We start from the raw sequence: 16,206 nt of genomic DNA, 5'->3' as shown, positions 1-16,206 counted from the left end.
GACATACGCCCTCAGCAGTATTTTTCTACCAAGGCTGCCAGGATGGCCGCTGTTTCCGTATCCAACACGCCGTCGTACTTGGCTGGCCGGTAGTGCATCTGAAAGGCTCGCAGCAGGGCCTTGGTGCCATCGGCGTCGGTTGCCGCCGAGACGTCGTAGCCGAATTTTCCGAGTTTTTTCAGTACGTCTCGCGGGTCTATGCCGCTGAGCGCGTACTGCTGCAGGTAACGGGCCTTGGTGTCTTCCTCGTACCAGGTGCCGATTCCCGCCTTGTACAATTCGTACCAGGGAAACAGAGGTCCCGGATCGCTTTTGCGCAGTGGCGCGATATCGGAATGCCCCACCACATTGATTGGCACGATGGTCGGATACCGCTGCAGGATGTCCTTGGCCAGCTCTATAACCGCCTGGATCTGTTCAGGGTTGTAGGGCACAAAGATGATCTCGCCATGCTCGCCGTCGTGCGCGGTATTGACGATTTCGATGCCGATGGAGGTGTCGTTCAAATTGGTGCGACCGCGCCAACTGCTCACGCCCGCGTGATAAGCGCGATTTTGCTCATCGACCAGATTGAAGATGCGCACGCCACTAAAACCGGCCGCCACATAGCTGGGGTCGGTGGGGTCCGGTACTACGTATTGCACGCTGACTGAAAAGGGTTCGGTGAGTTCGGCCACAGACCGTTGAAAATTACTCACGGTGTAGTGCATCACCAAAAAACAAACCCGGCTTTCAAAAGACTGAGAGCGGTAGCTGGTGTTGTCGATAATCATAAAGCCCCCGAAAAACCGTTCGCTTTGCATAAGCGACGGCGAGTTGACGTGTTGATGTCAGGGGCGGGCATGGCGGCATGTATATCTACGACAAATGCGCCAACCATGACCTGCCCTTTGGGAAACCTCTGCACAAGTGGCTGTTCGCCATTCAACCTGGCGCTGCCCTCAGCAGTATTTTTCGATCAGCGCAGCCAGAATGGCCGCCGTCTCCACATCCAGCACTCCATCGTGATTACCTGGGCGGTAGTGCATCTGAAAGGCTTATGGCTTGGCAGCGGGTACTGTCGACACTTCTAACGCCTCCGGGCGCTCGCTCATTTTTTGTGAGCGACGGCGAGCTGGTTGAGCAGGGTGGCGAAGGACACTTCGTGCGAGGCCACCTTGGTCATCTTGTCTTCAGGTAGGTAGCTCAACTTCAGGTACACCACCGCGCCCTGCGACTCCCCCTGGGCAGCATTGAACTTGTCGAGCAGTCCAAGGAGCTCCTTGGCATCACCGGGCAAACCGGCCGCCTCGACAAAGGCCGGCACATTGAGCTTCGCCACGTCGGGAAAGAATTTGGCCAGTTGGCTGAAGAGCTGAATGCCGAAATCGTTGGCTGGAAACAGGCCGCTGAAACGGTCACCTGGTGCATAGGGCGACACGCCCATATAGATGTCTGGCAGTGACGCAATCTTGTTGACGACTTTGCGGCCTTTGTTGCTGATCAAATAAGCGGCAATTTCTTCGCGCGTGCCAATAATGGCCAGCGGCTGAACGCCGGCGCCGGCTTCACTGAAGAGGAAGTTGTTGGCGCTATCGGCAATGGCTTTTTTTAGGACACCGCGATCTTCGATAACACTGGAGTATTTACCTTGTTTAACCACAGGCGAAGGTACACGCCACAATGCGATTTCATACTTCATTGTTTTATCTCCACATTTATTAAGCAGCAACCTGAGATCCAGGCTGCTGTTTAATAGCCGGCCAAATAAATTCGAACTACACTGTTTTTTTCTCGCGCAGCGCCGCTAACGCCGCGGTGCTTTTTGCAATAAGCTCGTTGTAAATAGTCTGACTGGACTCATATTGCTCTGGGGTAATCTTGTCGTCTTCCAGTTGCGCCAACAGACTTTCGACCTTGTCGCTAAAAGTGACGATCTGGTCTTCGTACAATTTCGTGAGTTCTTCTTTCGCCTGAGTCTGGGCCTCGCCCACCGAATACTTCACCTCGTAAATATAGAGGTACTGGTAGATTTCCTGATTCTGGAAAAAGCTCTCGGACTTATAGGAGTCGCACACCACGGTTGCGAATAGACGCAGGCCGTTGCCTAGTGGCTGGCTCTTGTAGGAGGAGTTGAAGGAAACCGAGCTCGAGCTGCCGAAGCTTTCAACGAGGCCACCCAACACTTCAAAGCATTTGCCGGCCACGTAGACTTCCAGATCACCGAGTTCGGCAATCGATTTACCCATATCAATCTTCTTGACCGTTGTACCGTCCGGCACGGCAGAGCCACCGCCAAATACGGCTTTGGAAATGGCGTCTATTATTTTTTTGACGTTTGCCATTGACCATTCGCTGGACTGCATAAAGTCCGAGTTGCGGCCGGAAATAAAGTCGGTTTTATCGTAATCGTTATCTTTGTAGTACGCGTCAATTTTACCCTGCATATCAGCGCCATACTTTTGCGCCTTCGCTTCCAGTTCTGCTTCGATTTTATTGATATAGGCGCGGTACTCGTCTTCTTTATTTTCCATTTGCTGAATTGACGGTGAATGACCCATTAGAAAACTCCTTATCAGTAATTAACAATAAACCGACATCGGCTTTATCGAGAACGCCAACTGGCGCTACTGAAAAGAAAGTAATAAGGATAACTTCACAGGCAAATAGCCTGACTCCGATAAAGCCCCCCGAAACTTCTTATGAAGAACCTCAAGACAACCCCAAAAAAAAAGGCAGCTCAATGGCGAGCTGCCTAGGGCGGTCGGAAAAAGGGGAAGTTTCCGACCTGGAGAGAAGCCAAAAATACTGTATGCATATACAGAAAAGCAAGCGAAGCTTGCGTTTATAGGAGCCGTCAAGCTTGCGTCCCGCTCGCGAAGAGTCCGCCGAAACACGCACAACCCATTGATAAGGCACGATAAAGACTAAAAATACGACTGCTTTGCAGCGAGCCTGGACGCAAGCCTTGGTCCGCCAAGGACGCCGAAAACACAGGGTTCGTGTTCTGAAAGCGACAAAACAGGACACAAAGGCGCCCACAGTCAAAAAATATACGAAAAAACGCACCAATAAGGCGCAAGCATGGCAACAGCGGAAAACCTGAGAAGGCGGTCAACCGCACCAACACGATGTTTGCGCGTTTTGGCACGGTTGCTGCCAAGGATTTGGCGCAACAACCGGTTTTACGTAACAGCCGATTTAGCACCCATAAGAACCAAACTGCCTTCCATCAGTGATGTGCACGGACCGCCCAGGAGCTTCCCCCCGATGAAACGCCGCCCGTTCCTCAAAGCTACCCTCGCCGCCAGTACCCTGCTGCTCAGCGGCCTGTTCCCGTATACCTTGCAAGCCGCCGAAACCATCAAGGTCGGCATCCTGCATTCGCTGTCCGGCACCATGGCCATCTCCGAGACCTCACTCAAAGACATGGCGCTGATGACCATCGACGAGATCAACGCCAAAGGTGGCGTGCTCGGCAAGAAGCTTGAGCCTGTCGTGGTTGACCCGGCGTCCAACTGGCCACTGTTCGCGGAAAAAGCCCGCCAATTGCTCACCCAGGACAAAGTGGCCGTCACCTTCGGTTGCTGGACCTCGGTATCGCGCAAATCGGTACTGCCGGTTTACGAAGAACTGAACGGCCTGCTGTTCTACCCCGTGCAATACGAAGGCGAAGAAATGTCGCCGAACGTGTTCTACACCGGCGCCGCGCCAAACCAGCAAGCCATTCCGGCTGTTGAATACCTGATGAGCGAAGACGGTGGCGCTGCCAAGCGCTTCTTCCTGCTGGGCACCGACTACGTGTACCCACGCACCACCAACAAGATTCTGCGCTCGTTCCTGCACAGCAAAGGCGTGGCCGACAAGGACATCGAAGAGGTCTACACCCCGTTCGGGCATAGCGATTACCAAACCATCGTGGCCAACATCAAAAAGTTTGCTGCCGGTGGCAAAACCGCCGTGATCTCCACCGTCAACGGCGACTCCAACGTGCCGTTCTACAAGGAACTGGGCAACCAGGGCATCGAAGCTACCGAGACCCCGGTTGTAGCCTTCTCGGTCGGCGAAGAAGAGCTGCGCGGCATCGACACCAAGCCATTGGTGGGCCAACTGGCCGCCTGGAACTACTTCCAGTCGGTGGATAACCCCACCAACAAGAAATTCGTCGACAGCTGGAAGGCCTACGCCAAAGCGAAAAACCTGCCGAACTACCAGACCGCTGTCACCAACGACCCGATGGAAGCTACCTACGTAGGCATCAACATGTGGGCACAGGCCGTTAACAAGGCCGGCACCACCGACGTCGACAAAGTGCGTGAAGCCATGGCCGGTCAGGAATTCGTCTCGCCAGATGGCTACACCATGGTCATGGACAAAACCAACCACCACCTGCACAAGCCGGTGATGATCGGTGAAGTTCAGGACAACGGTCAGTTCAACGTGGTGTGGCAGACCGAAGGCCCGGTACGTGCTCAGCCATGGAGCCCGTACATCCCCGGGAACGACAAGAAGCCGGATTACGCGGTCAAGTCGAACTAAGGCGATAACGTGGGACGGGGTTGGGTTGGAATGTTCCAACCCAACCCCGTCGCTCCTGCGCAGGCAGGAACCCAGGCGTGTAGATGGAACAGACAACACCGTTCCCCTGCACAATTCTGGGTCCCAGCCTGCGCTGGGACGACGGTGTAGCGTCCACGTCAGCCATTGCCACCCCCGTCCGGCACCACCTTCAAGGACGCTTCCATGCCCACTGCCCTGCTCCGCCTATTCCCTATTTTCACGCTGCTGCTCTCGCTCCTGGCGCCCCACGCCCAGGCCGGCGATGCAGCCGATTTCGTCGCCGCCAACCCTGCCAAGCAGGCCACCCTGCTGGAAACCTGGTCGGCGCACCCCGATGCCGCTCGCCTGCCGCTGATCGAGGCCCTGCAAAAAGGGCGGCTGGCCAGCGACAGCAACAAGGCGCCCTTCATTCAAACCGATACCGGCTGGCAAGCCGCTGAGGGTGGCGATGCCCAACCGGCCTCCGAGCCGAAAAAGCTGCCGCTCAATAACCGCCTGCGCGGCTTGGTCGGCACTGCTCAAGCCAGCCACCAATTGCTCGCCAAAGAGCCGGCCGTGCGCCTGGCCGCCGCGCAGCAATTGCAGAAAAGCGCCAAGCCAGCGCAACTGCAATTGCTCAATGCCCGCGTGGCCAGCGAAGACGACGATGCCGTGCGCGATGCCCTCTCGCTGGCCCTGGCCAACCTGCAACTGATCGACCCCGACCCGGCCATTCGCCTGGCCGCCGTGCGTCTGCTCGGTGAGACCGGCGACCCGCTGGCCCGCACCCGCCTCGAAACCCTGCTCGACCCGGCTGTGGAAACCGATGCCGGCGTGCGCACCGCTGCGGAAACCAGCCTGGCGCAAGTCAAACGTCGGCTGTTGATGGGCGAGCTGCTGGGCCAGGCATTCAGCGGTTTGTCCCTCGGCTCCATTTTGCTGCTGGCGGCCCTGGGGCTGGCGATCACCTTCGGCTTGCTGGGCGTGATCAACATGGCCCACGGCGAAATGTTGATGCTCGGCGCCTACTCCACCTACATGGTGCAAATCCTCTTTCAACGCTTTGCCCCCGATGCCCTGGCGCTGTATCCGCTGGTGGCCTTGCCGGTGGCGTTCTTCGTCACCGCCGCCATCGGCATGGCGCTGGAACGCACGGTGATTCGCCACCTCTATGGCCGCCCGCTGGAAACCCTGCTGGCCACCTGGGGCATCAGCCTGATCCTGATTCAACTGGTGCGTGTGCTGTTCGGCGCGCAGAACGTGGAAGTGGCCAACCCGGCGTGGCTGTCCGGCGGCGTGCAAGTGCTGCCCAACCTGGTGCTGCCGTATAGCCGCATGGTGATCATCGGTTTTGCCCTGTTTGTGGTGGTGCTCACCTGGCTGCTGCTGAACAAGACCCGCCTGGGGTTGAACGTTCGCGCCGTTACCCAGAACCGCAATATGGCCGCCTGCTGCGGCGTGCCCACCGGCCGCGTCGACATGCTCGCCTTTGGCCTGGGCTCGGGCATTGCGGGCCTCGGTGGTGTAGCCCTGAGCCAGATCGGCAACGTCGGCCCGGACCTGGGCCAGAGCTACATCATCGACTCGTTCCTGGTGGTGGTGCTCGGCGGTGTCGGTCAGTTGGCCGGTAGTGTGATGGCCGCCTTCGGCCTGGGTATCGCCAACAAGATTCTGGAACCACAGATCGGCGCCGTACTGGGCAAGATCCTTATCCTCGCGTTGATCATTCTGTTTATTCAGAAACGTCCGCAGGGCCTCTTTGCACTCAAAGGTCGGGTGATCGATTGAACCAGCCAATCAGCCTTACGCTGGCGCAGAAAGCCGGCCCCAAACTGACCCTCGGCATCGGCGCCGTGGTGCTCGCCATCCTTATCATTCTGCCGCTGCTGCACCTCTTGCCGGCGGACAATTCGCTACAGGTTTCGGCCTACACCCTGACGCTGGTGGGCAAGATTCTCTGTTACGCCATCGTCGCCCTGGCGCTGGACCTGGTGTGGGGTTACGCCGGTTTGCTATCGCTGGGCCACGGCCTGTTCTTTGCCCTCGGTGGCTACGCCATGGGCATGTACCTGATGCGCGAAAGCGCCGGTGACGGCCTGCCGGCCTTTATGGTGTTTCTGTCCTGGACCGAGCTGCCCTGGTACTGGACCGGCACCCAGCATTTCCTCTGGGCCCTGTGCCTGGTGGTGCTGGCGCCTGGTTTGCTGGCCCTGGTGTTCGGCTTTTTCGCCTTCCGCTCGCGGATCAAGGGCGTGTACTTCTCGATCATGACCCAGGCCCTGACCTTCGCTGGCATGTTGCTGTTTTTCCGTAACGAAACCGGCTTTGGCGGCAACAACGGCTTTACCAACTTCCGCACCATTCTGGGTTTTGATATCACCGCCCAGGGCACCCGCACCGCGTTGTTTCTGGCCATCGTGGCGTTGCTTACCTGCAGCCTGCTGCTCGGTTGGCGCCTGGCCAAAAGCAAGTTTGGCCGGGTGCTGACGGCGCTGCGCGATGCCGAAAACCGCCTGATGTTCTGCGGCTACGACCCACGCGGTTACAAGCTGTTTATCTGGGTGCTGAGCGCCGTGCTGTGCGGCCTGGCCGGGGCGTTATATGTGCCGCTGGTGGGCATTATCAACCCCAGCGAAATGTCGCCGACCAACTCCATCGAAGCCGCCGTGTGGGTGGCCCTCGGTGGCCGCGGCAGCCTGATCGGCCCGATCCTCGGCGCGGGCATTGTCAACGGCATGAAGAGCTGGTTCACCGTGGCCTTCCCCGAGTATTGGCTGTTTGCCCTGGGGGCCTTGTTTATCGTGGTGACGCTGTATCTGCCCAAGGGCGTGATCGGCCTGCTGCGTAAAAAGGGGGAACAATAATGCGCGCCACTCCGGTACCCGAATTTATGCTCGAACCTGCTTATGACCCCAATAGCGACGCCGGCACCAGCCGCGACTCGCTGGGCCTGGGCCGCGCTGCCGGTGCAGGGCTGGACGTACGCCACGGCACCATCCTGACCCTGGAAGATATCAACGTCAGCTTCGACGGCTTCAAGGCCCTGACCAACCTCAGCCTGTACATCGGCGTGGGCGAACTGCGCTGCATCATCGGCCCCAACGGCGCCGGCAAGACCACCATGATGGACGTGATCACCGGCAAAACCCGGCCCGACAACGGCAAGGCGTATTTCGGTGAAACCCTGGACCTCACCCGCATGAGCGAAGTGCAGATCGCCCAGTCCGGCATCGGTCGCAAGTTCCAGAAACCGACGGTGTTCGAAGCCCTGAGCGTGTTTGAAAACCTGGAGCTGGCGCTTAAAACCGATAAATCGGTATGGGCCAGCCTGCGCGCCAAACTCAGCGGCGAGCAGCGCGACCGCATTGATGAGGTGCTCAGCACCATCAAGTTGGAGAGCTCGCGCCATCGCACCGCCGGGTTGCTCTCCCACGGCCAGAAACAGTTTCTGGAAATCGGCATGTTGCTGATGCAAGACCCGCAACTGTTGCTGCTGGATGAGCCGGTAGCCGGCATGACCGACGCCGAAACCGAATTCACCGCCGAGCTATTCAAAAGCCTGGCGCGCAAGCACTCGCTGATGGTGGTGGAGCACGACATGGGCTTTGTCGGCTCGATTGCCGACCACGTAACCGTGCTGCACCAGGGCAGCGTGCTGGCCGAAGGGTCGCTGGCCGATGTGCAGGCCGATGAACGGGTGATTGAGGTTTATCTGGGGCGCTGAAAAGCCCCTCACCCCCAGCCCCTCTCCCACAAGTGGGCGAGGGGAGACAAGCCAACCGCGATCAGTCCCCTCTGCCCGTTTACGGGAGAGGGCTAGGGTGAGGGTTTTAGGCCCTCGCACGAGCACGGAATTAAGGACACCCACATGCTACAAGTCGAAAAGCTTCACCAGTTCTACGGCGGCAGCCACATCCTGCGGGGCCTCTCGTTCGACGCCAAGGTCGGCGAAGTCACCTGCCTGCTCGGCCGTAACGGCGTGGGCAAAACCACCCTGCTCAAATGCCTGATGGGCCTTATCCCGGCCAAAGAAGGCGCCGTGCAATGGGAAGGCAAAGCCATCACCGGCTTCAAGCCGCACCAGCGCGTGCATGCCGGTATCGCTTACGTGCCGCAAGGCCGGGAAATCTTCGGCCGGCTCACCGTGGAAGAAAACCTGCTGATGGGCCTTTCGCGCTTTCCCGGCTCGCAAGCCAAGGAAGTGCCGGCGTTTATCTACGAGCTGTTCCCGGTGTTGAAAGAAATGAAACAGCGCCGTGGCGGCGACCTGTCCGGTGGCCAGCAACAGCAGTTGGCGATTGGTCGGGCCTTGGCCAGCAACCCACGCCTGCTGATTCTGGATGAGCCCACCGAAGGCATTCAGCCCTCCGTGATCAAAGAGATCGGCGTGGTCATCAAAAAGCTTGCTGCCCGTGGCGACATGGCGATTCTGCTGGTGGAGCAGTTCTACGACTTCGCCGCAGAACTGGCCGACCAGTACCTGGTGATGTCACGCGGCGAGATCGTTCAACAAGGCCGTGGCGAAACCATGGAAGCCGACGGCGTTCGCGGGCTAGTCGCCATCTAAACGTAGGGCGAATATCGCGTAGGGCGAATATCGCCACAGGCGATATCCGCCGCTACACAGGTGCCAAGAGCGCCGCAACGGCGGATATCCGCGATGCGGATATTCGCCCTACGAGGCGAACTCGGCTTCGGTTTTGCCGAGCTGGCGCTTCACGCTATCCAGGTGCAACCGCGCACTCTCGGCATTGCCAATCAGCATCTGCTTGCTCGCCGCACTGGCGATCTCATGGGCAACGGCCTTTAACGGCCGCCCACTGCTCATGGCTTTGAGTTGCACTTGAGCGGCGCGCTCAAGGTAGTACAGGTCGTCCCACGCCTCGGCAATGCTCGGCCCCAGCACCAGCGGGCCGTGGTTTTTCAGCATCACCACATCGGCATCACCGGCGGCGCGGGCAATGCGTTCGCCTTCGGTGTCGTCCAGGGCCAGGCCGTTGTAGTGCTCGTCCACCGCCAGGCGGCCGTAGAACTTCAGCGACGTCTGCCCGGCCCACACAAAGGGCTCGCCTTCGAGCATGCACAGCGCGGTGGCGTTGGGCATATGGGTGTGGAACGCCGCCGTGGCGCGCGGGTTAAGGCGGTGCAACTGGGCGTGAATAAAGAATGCCGTGGCCTCCGGCTTGCCCTCGCCCAGCATCACGCTGCCATTGAAGTCACAGATCAGCAGCGACGAAGCCGTCACCTCGGCGAACGCCAGGCCATAGGGGTTCACCAGAAACAGCTCCGGGTGGCCGGGCAGCACCACGGAGAAGTGGTTGCAGATGCCCTCGCCCATACCCAGGCGCGCGGCCATGCGAAAACAGGCGGCCAGGTCGATACGGGCTTCGCGGATGGCCGGGGTATTGAGGTCGGTTGCCAATACTTCAGCAGCGGGGGCGCGGTTGAGTTCGAAGGCGTGGGCCATGGTGGGGCTCCTTGTAAACGGCGATGGGGGAAGACTAGCGGGGTTGGCTGGAATGAGTAGGGGCAGATACCGCAGAGCGATGGGCCAGATACGTTTGGCGTAGAAGCGAGCTTGCTCGCGAAATTCGCGTAGAAGCGAGCTTGCTCGCGAAATTCGCGTAGTAGCGAGCTTGCTCGCGAAAGCGGTCGCAGAAGACACCATCGTTTCCAGGGTTCGCGAGCAAGCTCGCTCCTACAACAAACCGAAGCGGCGCGTTGTGGGCCTGACCCACCCATTCCCCCCATCTGGCCCTACGACCGCACCGGGGTTTGTTTCTAAGGTGGCCCCATTCCACCGTCCACCTTGCGAGGCCCGCCATGAGCAGCGAAATCACCAACGAATACGTCCACGCCCTCGACCGCCAGTTCGTATTCCACTCCTGGTCGATCCAGAGCACCCTCAACCCCTTAGTGATCGCCGGCGGCCAGGGCTGCACCCTGTGGGATTACAACGGCAACCAGTACCTGGATTTCAGCAGCCAACTGGTCAACACCAATATCGGCCACCAGCACCCCAAGGTGATTGCCGCCATCCAGGAACAGGCCGGTTCCCTGGTTACCGTGGCCCCGGCCACCGCCAACCTGATGCGCGGTGAGGCGGCCAAACGCATTCTCTCCCACGCGCCCAGCACCTTCAGCAAAGTGTTCTTCACTAACGCCGGCGCCGATGCCAACGAAAACGCCATGCGCATGGCCCGCCAATTTACCGGGCGCGACAAAATTCTCTCAGCCTACCGCTCGTACCACGGCAGCACCGGCTCGGCCATTGCCGCCACGGGCGACCTGCGCCGCGTGCCCAACGAATTCGCCCGTGGCCATGTGCACTTCTTCAACCCCTACCTGTACCGCACCGAGTTCCATGCCACCACCGAAGAAGAGGAATGCGAACGCGCCCTGCAGCACCTGCGCCGGGTAATTGAATGCGAAGGCGCCAACTCCATCGCCGCCATTCTGCTGGAAAGCGTGCCCGGCACGGCCGGCATTCTGGTGCCGCCAAAAGGCTATATGGAAGGCGTGCGCGCCCTGGCCAGCGAGTTCGGCATGTTGCTGATTCTGGATGAAGTGATGGCCGGCTTTGGCCGCACAGGCCGCTGGTTGGCGATGGATAACTTTGACGTGGTGCCCGACCTGATCTGCTTCGCCAAAGGCGTGAACTCAGGCTATGTACCGGCCGGCGGCGTGATGATTTCCCAGCCCATCGCCGAGTTCTACGAGAACCGTTTCTTCCCCGGCGGCCTCACCTATTCCGGCCACCCGCTGGCCATGGCCGCCATCGTCGCCACGCTGGATGTAATGGCCGAAGAAGGCATCGTCGACAACGCCCGCATGATCGGCCAAGAATTTTTGGGCCCAGGCCTCAAGGCCCTGGCGGCCAAGCATCCGTTGATTGGTGAAGCCCGCGGCGTTGGCCTGTTCTGGGCATTGGAAATGGTCAGCGACCGGGTGAAGAAAACCCCGTTGGCGGCGCCGGTCATGGCGCAGATGAAAGCCGCCTTCCAGGCCCGCGGCCTGCTGACCTTTATCGTGGAAAACCGCATTCACGTGGTACCGCCCTGCATCGTCAACCCGGCGCAAGTGGCGCAGGCATTGGCGATTTTTGACGAGGTGATTGGCGAGTTTTCAAGCAAACACGCGGCTTAAAAAACGTCCGCGTAAGGCCTTGGCACCGCGCACCTGGATTCCCGCCTGCGCGGGAATGACGGAGGTATGGAGGCTGATCACTGTCGTCCCCGCGTAGGCGGGGACCCAGGTGCGCAGATCACCAATAGTTCTCGACCGCCACCGCCCCCGGTCGACGGGTCAGACTCAACTGCATATCCCGCGTCTTCAACACCGCGCGGCAGTCATCAATCATCTGCGGGTTGCCACACAGCATCACCCGCGAATGCTCCGGCGTCAGGTGCAGGCCCACGGCTTTTTCCAACTCGCCGTTTTCAATCAACCCGGTCACCCGACCATGCAACGCGCCGGGCACCGCTTCACGGGTGACGATCGGCACATACACAAATTTGTCGGCGTACTCGGCCAGGTAGTCGCGCTGCATCAGCCCGGCAATCAGGTCCTGATAGGCCAGCTCGGTACGGCTGCGCGCGCTGTACACCAGCACGATGCGTTCATAGCGCTGCCAGACCTCGAAGTCCTGCAGTATCGATAGAAACGGCGCCAACCCCGTGCCGGTGCCGATCAGCCACAGGTCGCGGCCATCGACAAAGCGGTCGAGGGTCAGATACCCCACCGCCTGGCGCTCCACCAACAGCTCATCACCTACCTGCAGACGGCTCAGCTCGCTGGTGAACTCGCCGCCCGGCACCACGATGGAGAAAAACTCCAGGTGCTCGTCATGGGGCGCCGACAGCATCGAGTAGGCACGCCACACCACACTGCCGTCCGCCTTCTGCACGCCCAGGCGAGCGAACTGCCCGGCGCGAAAACGAAAGCCGGCATCGCGGGTGGTGCGCAGGCTGAATAGCGTCGGCGACCAGGGCCGCACGTCCAGCAGGGTTTCGCGGGTGAATTTTTCGTCGCTTGCGGTCATACGCCTGGGTCCTGTCAAAGCCGAGGCCGCAGTGTCGCGCAAAGTGGCGCCGGGCAATACCTGCAAAGCATAGGGTTTTAGACAACGCATTGGCCGCGTAAGCCATGGACGCATCCGGGCAATCGGCAGAGTGTGGGCACACAACAAAAACCAGGGAGACTCCCATGTCGTTCGCACAAAAAACCATCTGGATTACCGGCGCCTCATCGGGCATTGGCGAAGCCTTGGCCAACGCCTTTGTGCAACAAGGCGCCAAGGTGATTCTGTCCGGCCGCCGCGTTGAAGCACTCAACCGCGTTGCCGCCCAGGCCCCCGAGCGTTGCCTGGTATTGCCCTTTGAAAGCACCGACTATCCCGCGCTGCCAGAGGTGGTCGAACGCGCCTGGGCCTGGAACGGCCAGGTGGACATGCTGATCAACAACGCTGGCGTCAGCCAGCGCAGCCTGGCCCTGGACACTCACCTGGACGTGTACCGCCAGTTGATTGAAGTGGACTACATGGCGCCGCTGGCCCTCACCCAATGGCTGCTGCCGAAAATGGTCGAGCGGCGCAGCGGCCATCTGGCGGTGGTGAGCTCCGTGGCCGGCAAGGTTGGCACGCCGCTGCGCAGCGGTTACTGCGGCGCCAAACACGCGGTGATCGGCTACTTCGACGCCATTCGTGCGGAAGTGGAAGCGGCCTACGGCATTGCCGTCAGCGTGATTCTGCCGGGCTCGGTGCATACGTCCGTGGCGATCAACGCACTGTCTGCCGATGGCAGCGCCCGTGGGCAGTCCGATCCGAATATTGAAAACGGTATGGATGTGAACGTGGCTGCCGAGCAGATTCTGGCCGGCCTGGCTGAGCGGCAGCGAGAGATTCCGATTGCCGAGGGTATCGAAGCCATGGCGCTGAAATTGCGCGTGGCCAACCCGGAGCAGCTGTACTCGCTTACCGCTCAGGAAGGTGCGCGGTTGGCAGCGCAGCGTGAGGCGGGTGGGTCGTTGGATCCGAGTAATATTCGGAGCGATTGATCTGTTCAAAGAAGCGCTGCTCCTTCGAAACTCTGGATCCCCGCCTACGCGGGGATGACGGTGTGAAGTGGGTGTACTCCGTCATTCCCGCGTAGGCGGGAATCCAGAGTTTTGAGTCAGACAATCATCCCCCAAACCGCTGCAACTGCATCTCCTGCAACCGGCTCAACGTGCGCCGAAAGGCAAAGGCCAGGTAGCCCTCGGTGTAAAGCGCCTCCAGGGCCACTTCAGCTTGCACATACAACGGCACCCGGCGGTCGTAGCATTCGTCCACCAGCGCAATAAAGCGCCGCACGCTGTCATCGCTGGCCGACAGCGCCGGTAATTGCCGATCTCCGGCCACCACCTGCTGCACACCGTCCTCGGTTCCCCGAGCGATTTTCGCCGCGCGCTGCTGGCCGCTCAGGTTTGGCACCTCCCCCAGCACAATGGCGCTGAAGCGGTCGCATAGGGCCATAAAGTCCGGCGCGGCAAAGGGCTTTTCACAAAGCTCGGCGAACCGGCACCAGAGCACGGTATCCGCATAGGCCTCGGTCACCAGGCTGCGATTGCCCACACAGAGCACGCCCTGCGCCACCGCCTGCCCCGCACTCAATTGCGCGAACACCACCGCCAACGGGTTGCCCTCGGCGCTGGCCCAATAACGCTGCATGGCAACGCCTGGGTGCAAACGGTGGTCTTGCCCGCCGTCGATGGCCACCACCTGCATATGCGCCTGGATAGCCGCAATGGCCGGCAGAAAACGCTCGCGGTTAAAGCCATCGGCATACAGCTGCTGCGGCGGCTGGTTGGAGGTGGCAACCAGCACCACGCCCTGTTCGAACATCAGGGTGAACAGGTTGCCGAGGATGATGGCGTCGCCGATATCGTTTACAAACAACTCATCGAAACACAGCACCCGCAGCGCCTCACCCAGTTCCACCGCCAGGGCACGCAACGGATCGGGCGTGCCGGTGAGCTGGAACAGGCGCTGGTGCACCCACTGCATAAAGTGATGAAAGTGCTGACGGCGGGCGGGCACTTGCAGGCTTTGGTAAAAGCAGTCCATCAGCCAGGTTTTGCCGCGCCCGACCGGCCCCCAGAGGTAAACGCCCTTGGCCAGCGTGTCGTGGCAGGCTTGCAGGGCTTCGGCGGCCTGCTCTTGGGCAGCGTCGGGGAAGAAGCCGCCCTGCTCTACAGCACGCTGGTAGGCAGCCAAGGGTTGCAGCGGCGCGGCCATGGGAACACTCAGGAAAGAAACGAGCACAGAGAATACCCCACCGTCGCCCCCGCGCAGGCGCGGGCTCGGAATGTTGGCCTGAACGCCGAAACGGTGCTGGGCGCTAGACGGTGTCCCACGCCACACTTTGCAGCCTCCCCCACATCAGCCATCATTGCCGCCCTTGCTCCCCTGCGGTTTGTGCCATGCCTGTATTCACCACGCCCTTCGCCTCCCTCGACCTGTACCGCCAGCCGCCCCAGCGCGACGACCCGCTACAGGCCTTCGATGCGGCCGACGAATACCTGCTCAATCACCTGGCCGAACAAGGCCTGGCCAGCGATGCACGGGTGCTGCTGCTCAACGACAGTTTCGGCGCGCTGGCCGCCAGCCTGGCCGGCAAAGCGCAGGTGACCAGCAGCGGCGATTCGCACCTCGGTGCGTTGGCCCTGGCCAATAACCTGGCGTGCAACAACCTGCCGGCGGACAGCGTGCAGTTCGTGCCCGCCAGCCAGACCGCGAGCGGCCCGTTTGACTGGGTGCTTATCCGCATTCCGAAAACCCTGGCCCTGCTTGAAGAACAACTGATTCGCCTGCACGGCCAGCTCGCCCCCGGCGCGCGCGTGGTGGCGGCCGGCATGGTCAAGCACCTGCCACGCAGTGCCGGTGATTTGCTTGAGCAATACCTAGGCCCGGTGCAGGCGTCACTGGCGGTGAAAAAGGCGCGCCTGCTGCTGGTAACGCCTGTGGATAAACCCGCCGTGGCTTCGCCCTACCCCAGCCGCTACCTGCTCGACAGCCCGCCCCTGGCATTGCTCAACCACGCCAACGTGTTCTGCCGCGAAGGCCTGGATATCGGCACCCGCGCCTTTCTTCCGCACCTGCCGCTAAACCTGGGCACCGCGCGAGTGGCCGACCTTGGCTGCGGCAACGGCGTGCTTGGCATCGCCTGCGCATTGGCCAACCCCCAAGCGCAGCTGACGCTGGTGGATGAGTCGTATATGGCGGTGCAATCGTCCGAGGAGAACTGGCGGGCGGCGCTGGGCGAGCGCGCTGTGACTATTCGTGCCGGCGACGGCCTGGCCGAGCAAGCGGAAGATTCGCTGGATATCGTGCTGTGCAACCCGCCGTTCCACCAGCAGCAGGTGGTGGGCGACTTCCTCGCCTGGCGCATGTTTCAGCAGGCGCGCGCCGCGTTGGTCAAAGGCGGCGAATTGTGGATAGTCGGCAACCGCCACCTGGGTTACCACGCCAAGCTCAAGCGCCTGTTTCGCGGGGTTGAGCAGGTGGCGGCCAATCCTAAATTCGTGATTTTGAAAGCGATTAAATAAACGCTTTGTGTAGATACCGTCTTGCCCATCAGTGGGCAAGCGCCTTTTGCACATCGAAGGGTTGTCCCGATTTGAGTACACCATAGGCGATGTGCAGCAGCTTGC

Annotated in this window: 14 protein-coding genes; 8 read left to right on the top strand and 6 right to left on the bottom strand. The window is 60.4% G+C overall.

Going from position 1 to position 16,206, the window contains the following annotated elements; all coding sequences use genetic code 11:
* Positions 1-11: 11 nt before the first annotated feature.
* The 3 genes from PKE98_RS26215 to PKE98_RS26200 all read right to left on the bottom strand — a co-directional run bounded on the left by PKE98_RS26215 (position 12) and on the right by PKE98_RS26200 (position 2,540).
* A complete protein-coding gene (locus tag PKE98_RS26215) occupies positions 12-773 on the bottom strand; it encodes an N-acetylmuramoyl-L-alanine amidase (RefSeq protein WP_271198428.1) in 762 nt (253 codons plus the stop codon).
* A 317-nt stretch (positions 774-1,090) separates the two neighbouring features.
* Positions 1,091-1,681, bottom strand: coding sequence for a hypothetical protein (locus tag PKE98_RS26205; RefSeq protein WP_271198427.1), 591 nt, complete (start codon positions 1,679-1,681; stop codon positions 1,091-1,093).
* 76 nt (positions 1,682-1,757) lie between these two features.
* The gene (locus PKE98_RS26200; RefSeq protein WP_271198426.1) at positions 1,758-2,540 is read right to left on the bottom strand and encodes a hypothetical protein; all 783 of its coding nucleotides are present in this window, start codon (positions 2,538-2,540) and stop codon (positions 1,758-1,760) included.
* A gap of 709 nt (positions 2,541-3,249) precedes the next feature.
* Here PKE98_RS26200 and urtA point away from each other — a divergent pair.
* The 5 genes from urtA to urtE all read left to right on the top strand — a co-directional run bounded on the left by urtA (position 3,250) and on the right by urtE (position 9,085).
* Positions 3,250-4,518 (top strand): urea ABC transporter substrate-binding protein, encoded by a 1,269-nt coding sequence (gene urtA / locus PKE98_RS26195; protein WP_108098331.1) that lies wholly within the window; start codon positions 3,250-3,252, stop codon positions 4,516-4,518.
* Between the two features lie 204 nt (positions 4,519-4,722).
* Entirely contained in the window at positions 4,723-6,306 is a 1,584-nt protein-coding gene (gene urtB / locus PKE98_RS26190) for an urea ABC transporter permease subunit UrtB (protein ID WP_271198424.1), read from the top strand.
* Complete coding sequence (gene urtC / locus PKE98_RS26185) at positions 6,303-7,382, top strand: urea ABC transporter permease subunit UrtC (RefSeq protein WP_271198423.1); 1,080 nt, start codon at positions 6,303-6,305, stop codon at positions 7,380-7,382. The genes urtB and urtC overlap by 4 nt, the downstream gene beginning before the upstream one ends.
* Complete coding sequence (gene urtD / locus PKE98_RS26180; RefSeq protein ID WP_271198422.1) at positions 7,382-8,242, top strand: urea ABC transporter ATP-binding protein UrtD; 861 nt, start codon at positions 7,382-7,384, stop codon at positions 8,240-8,242. Before urtC ends, urtD begins: the two co-directional genes overlap by 1 nt.
* A gap of 144 nt (positions 8,243-8,386) precedes the next feature.
* Positions 8,387-9,085: an urea ABC transporter ATP-binding subunit UrtE gene (gene urtE, locus PKE98_RS26175; protein ID WP_271198421.1), complete on the top strand. Its 699-nt coding sequence runs from the start codon at positions 8,387-8,389 to the stop codon at positions 9,083-9,085.
* A 108-nt stretch (positions 9,086-9,193) separates the two neighbouring features.
* Here the strand turns inward: urtE and PKE98_RS26170 are convergent, their stop codons facing one another.
* Positions 9,194-9,985: an aldolase gene (locus PKE98_RS26170; protein WP_271198420.1), complete on the bottom strand. Its 792-nt coding sequence runs from the start codon at positions 9,983-9,985 to the stop codon at positions 9,194-9,196.
* A 356-nt stretch (positions 9,986-10,341) separates the two neighbouring features.
* Between PKE98_RS26170 and PKE98_RS26165 the strand changes: the two genes are divergently transcribed.
* Entirely contained in the window at positions 10,342-11,664 is a 1,323-nt protein-coding gene (locus PKE98_RS26165) for an aspartate aminotransferase family protein (RefSeq protein WP_271198418.1), read from the top strand.
* 118 nt (positions 11,665-11,782) lie between these two features.
* Here the strand turns inward: PKE98_RS26165 and PKE98_RS26160 are convergent, their stop codons facing one another.
* A complete protein-coding gene (locus tag PKE98_RS26160; protein ID WP_271198417.1) occupies positions 11,783-12,559 on the bottom strand; it encodes a ferredoxin--NADP reductase in 777 nt (258 codons plus the stop codon).
* Between the two features lie 164 nt (positions 12,560-12,723).
* Between PKE98_RS26160 and PKE98_RS26155 the strand changes: the two genes are divergently transcribed.
* Positions 12,724-13,572, top strand: a complete 849-nt coding sequence (locus PKE98_RS26155; RefSeq protein WP_271198416.1) for an SDR family NAD(P)-dependent oxidoreductase — start codon at positions 12,724-12,726, stop codon at positions 13,570-13,572.
* Positions 13,573-13,696: 124 nt separating this feature from the next.
* Here the strand turns inward: PKE98_RS26155 and zapE are convergent, their stop codons facing one another.
* Positions 13,697-14,791 carry a cell division protein ZapE gene (gene zapE, locus PKE98_RS26150; RefSeq protein WP_271198415.1) on the bottom strand — a complete coding sequence of 365 codons (1,095 nt, stop codon included), beginning with the start codon at positions 14,789-14,791 and terminating at the stop codon, positions 13,697-13,699.
* A gap of 185 nt (positions 14,792-14,976) precedes the next feature.
* On the opposite strand from zapE, the gene PKE98_RS26145 reads away from it, so the two are divergent.
* A complete protein-coding gene (locus tag PKE98_RS26145) occupies positions 14,977-16,101 on the top strand; it encodes a methyltransferase (RefSeq protein WP_271198414.1) in 1,125 nt (374 codons plus the stop codon).
* Positions 16,102-16,206 lie beyond the last annotated feature (105 nt).

The sequence above is a fragment of the Pseudomonas turukhanskensis genome, from assembly GCF_027922365.1.
Classification (GTDB): domain Bacteria; phylum Pseudomonadota; class Gammaproteobacteria; order Pseudomonadales; family Pseudomonadaceae; genus Aquipseudomonas; species Aquipseudomonas turukhanskensis.
The sequence above is the reverse complement of the archived record's forward strand: the minus strand, read 5'-3'. Positions and strand labels throughout refer to the sequence as shown.

Bases quoted from the DNA above. Each gene is read 5' to 3' on its own strand.
- PKE98_RS26215 (WP_271198428.1), bottom strand. From the start codon at position 773: ATGATTATCGACAACACCAGCTACCGCTCTCAGTCTTTTGAAAGCCGG.
- PKE98_RS26205 (WP_271198427.1), bottom strand. From the start codon at position 1,681: ATGAAGTATGAAATCGCATTGTGGCGTGTACCTTCGCCTGTGGTTAAA.
- PKE98_RS26200 (WP_271198426.1), bottom strand. From the start codon at position 2,540: ATGGGTCATTCACCGTCAATTCAGCAAATGGAAAATAAAGAAGACGAG.
- urtA (WP_108098331.1), top strand. From the start codon at position 3,250: ATGAAACGCCGCCCGTTCCTCAAAGCTACCCTCGCCGCCAGTACCCTG.
- urtB (WP_271198424.1), top strand. From the start codon at position 4,723: ATGCCCACTGCCCTGCTCCGCCTATTCCCTATTTTCACGCTGCTGCTC.
- urtD (WP_271198422.1), top strand. From the start codon at position 7,382: ATGCGCGCCACTCCGGTACCCGAATTTATGCTCGAACCTGCTTATGAC.
- urtE (WP_271198421.1), top strand. From the start codon at position 8,387: ATGCTACAAGTCGAAAAGCTTCACCAGTTCTACGGCGGCAGCCACATC.
- PKE98_RS26170 (WP_271198420.1), bottom strand. From the start codon at position 9,985: ATGGCCCACGCCTTCGAACTCAACCGCGCCCCCGCTGCTGAAGTATTG.
- PKE98_RS26165 (WP_271198418.1), top strand. From the start codon at position 10,342: ATGAGCAGCGAAATCACCAACGAATACGTCCACGCCCTCGACCGCCAG.
- PKE98_RS26160 (WP_271198417.1), bottom strand. From the start codon at position 12,559: ATGACCGCAAGCGACGAAAAATTCACCCGCGAAACCCTGCTGGACGTG.
- PKE98_RS26155 (WP_271198416.1), top strand. From the start codon at position 12,724: ATGTCGTTCGCACAAAAAACCATCTGGATTACCGGCGCCTCATCGGGC.
- zapE (WP_271198415.1), bottom strand. From the start codon at position 14,791: ATGGCCGCGCCGCTGCAACCCTTGGCTGCCTACCAGCGTGCTGTAGAG.
- PKE98_RS26145 (WP_271198414.1), top strand. From the start codon at position 14,977: ATGCCTGTATTCACCACGCCCTTCGCCTCCCTCGACCTGTACCGCCAG.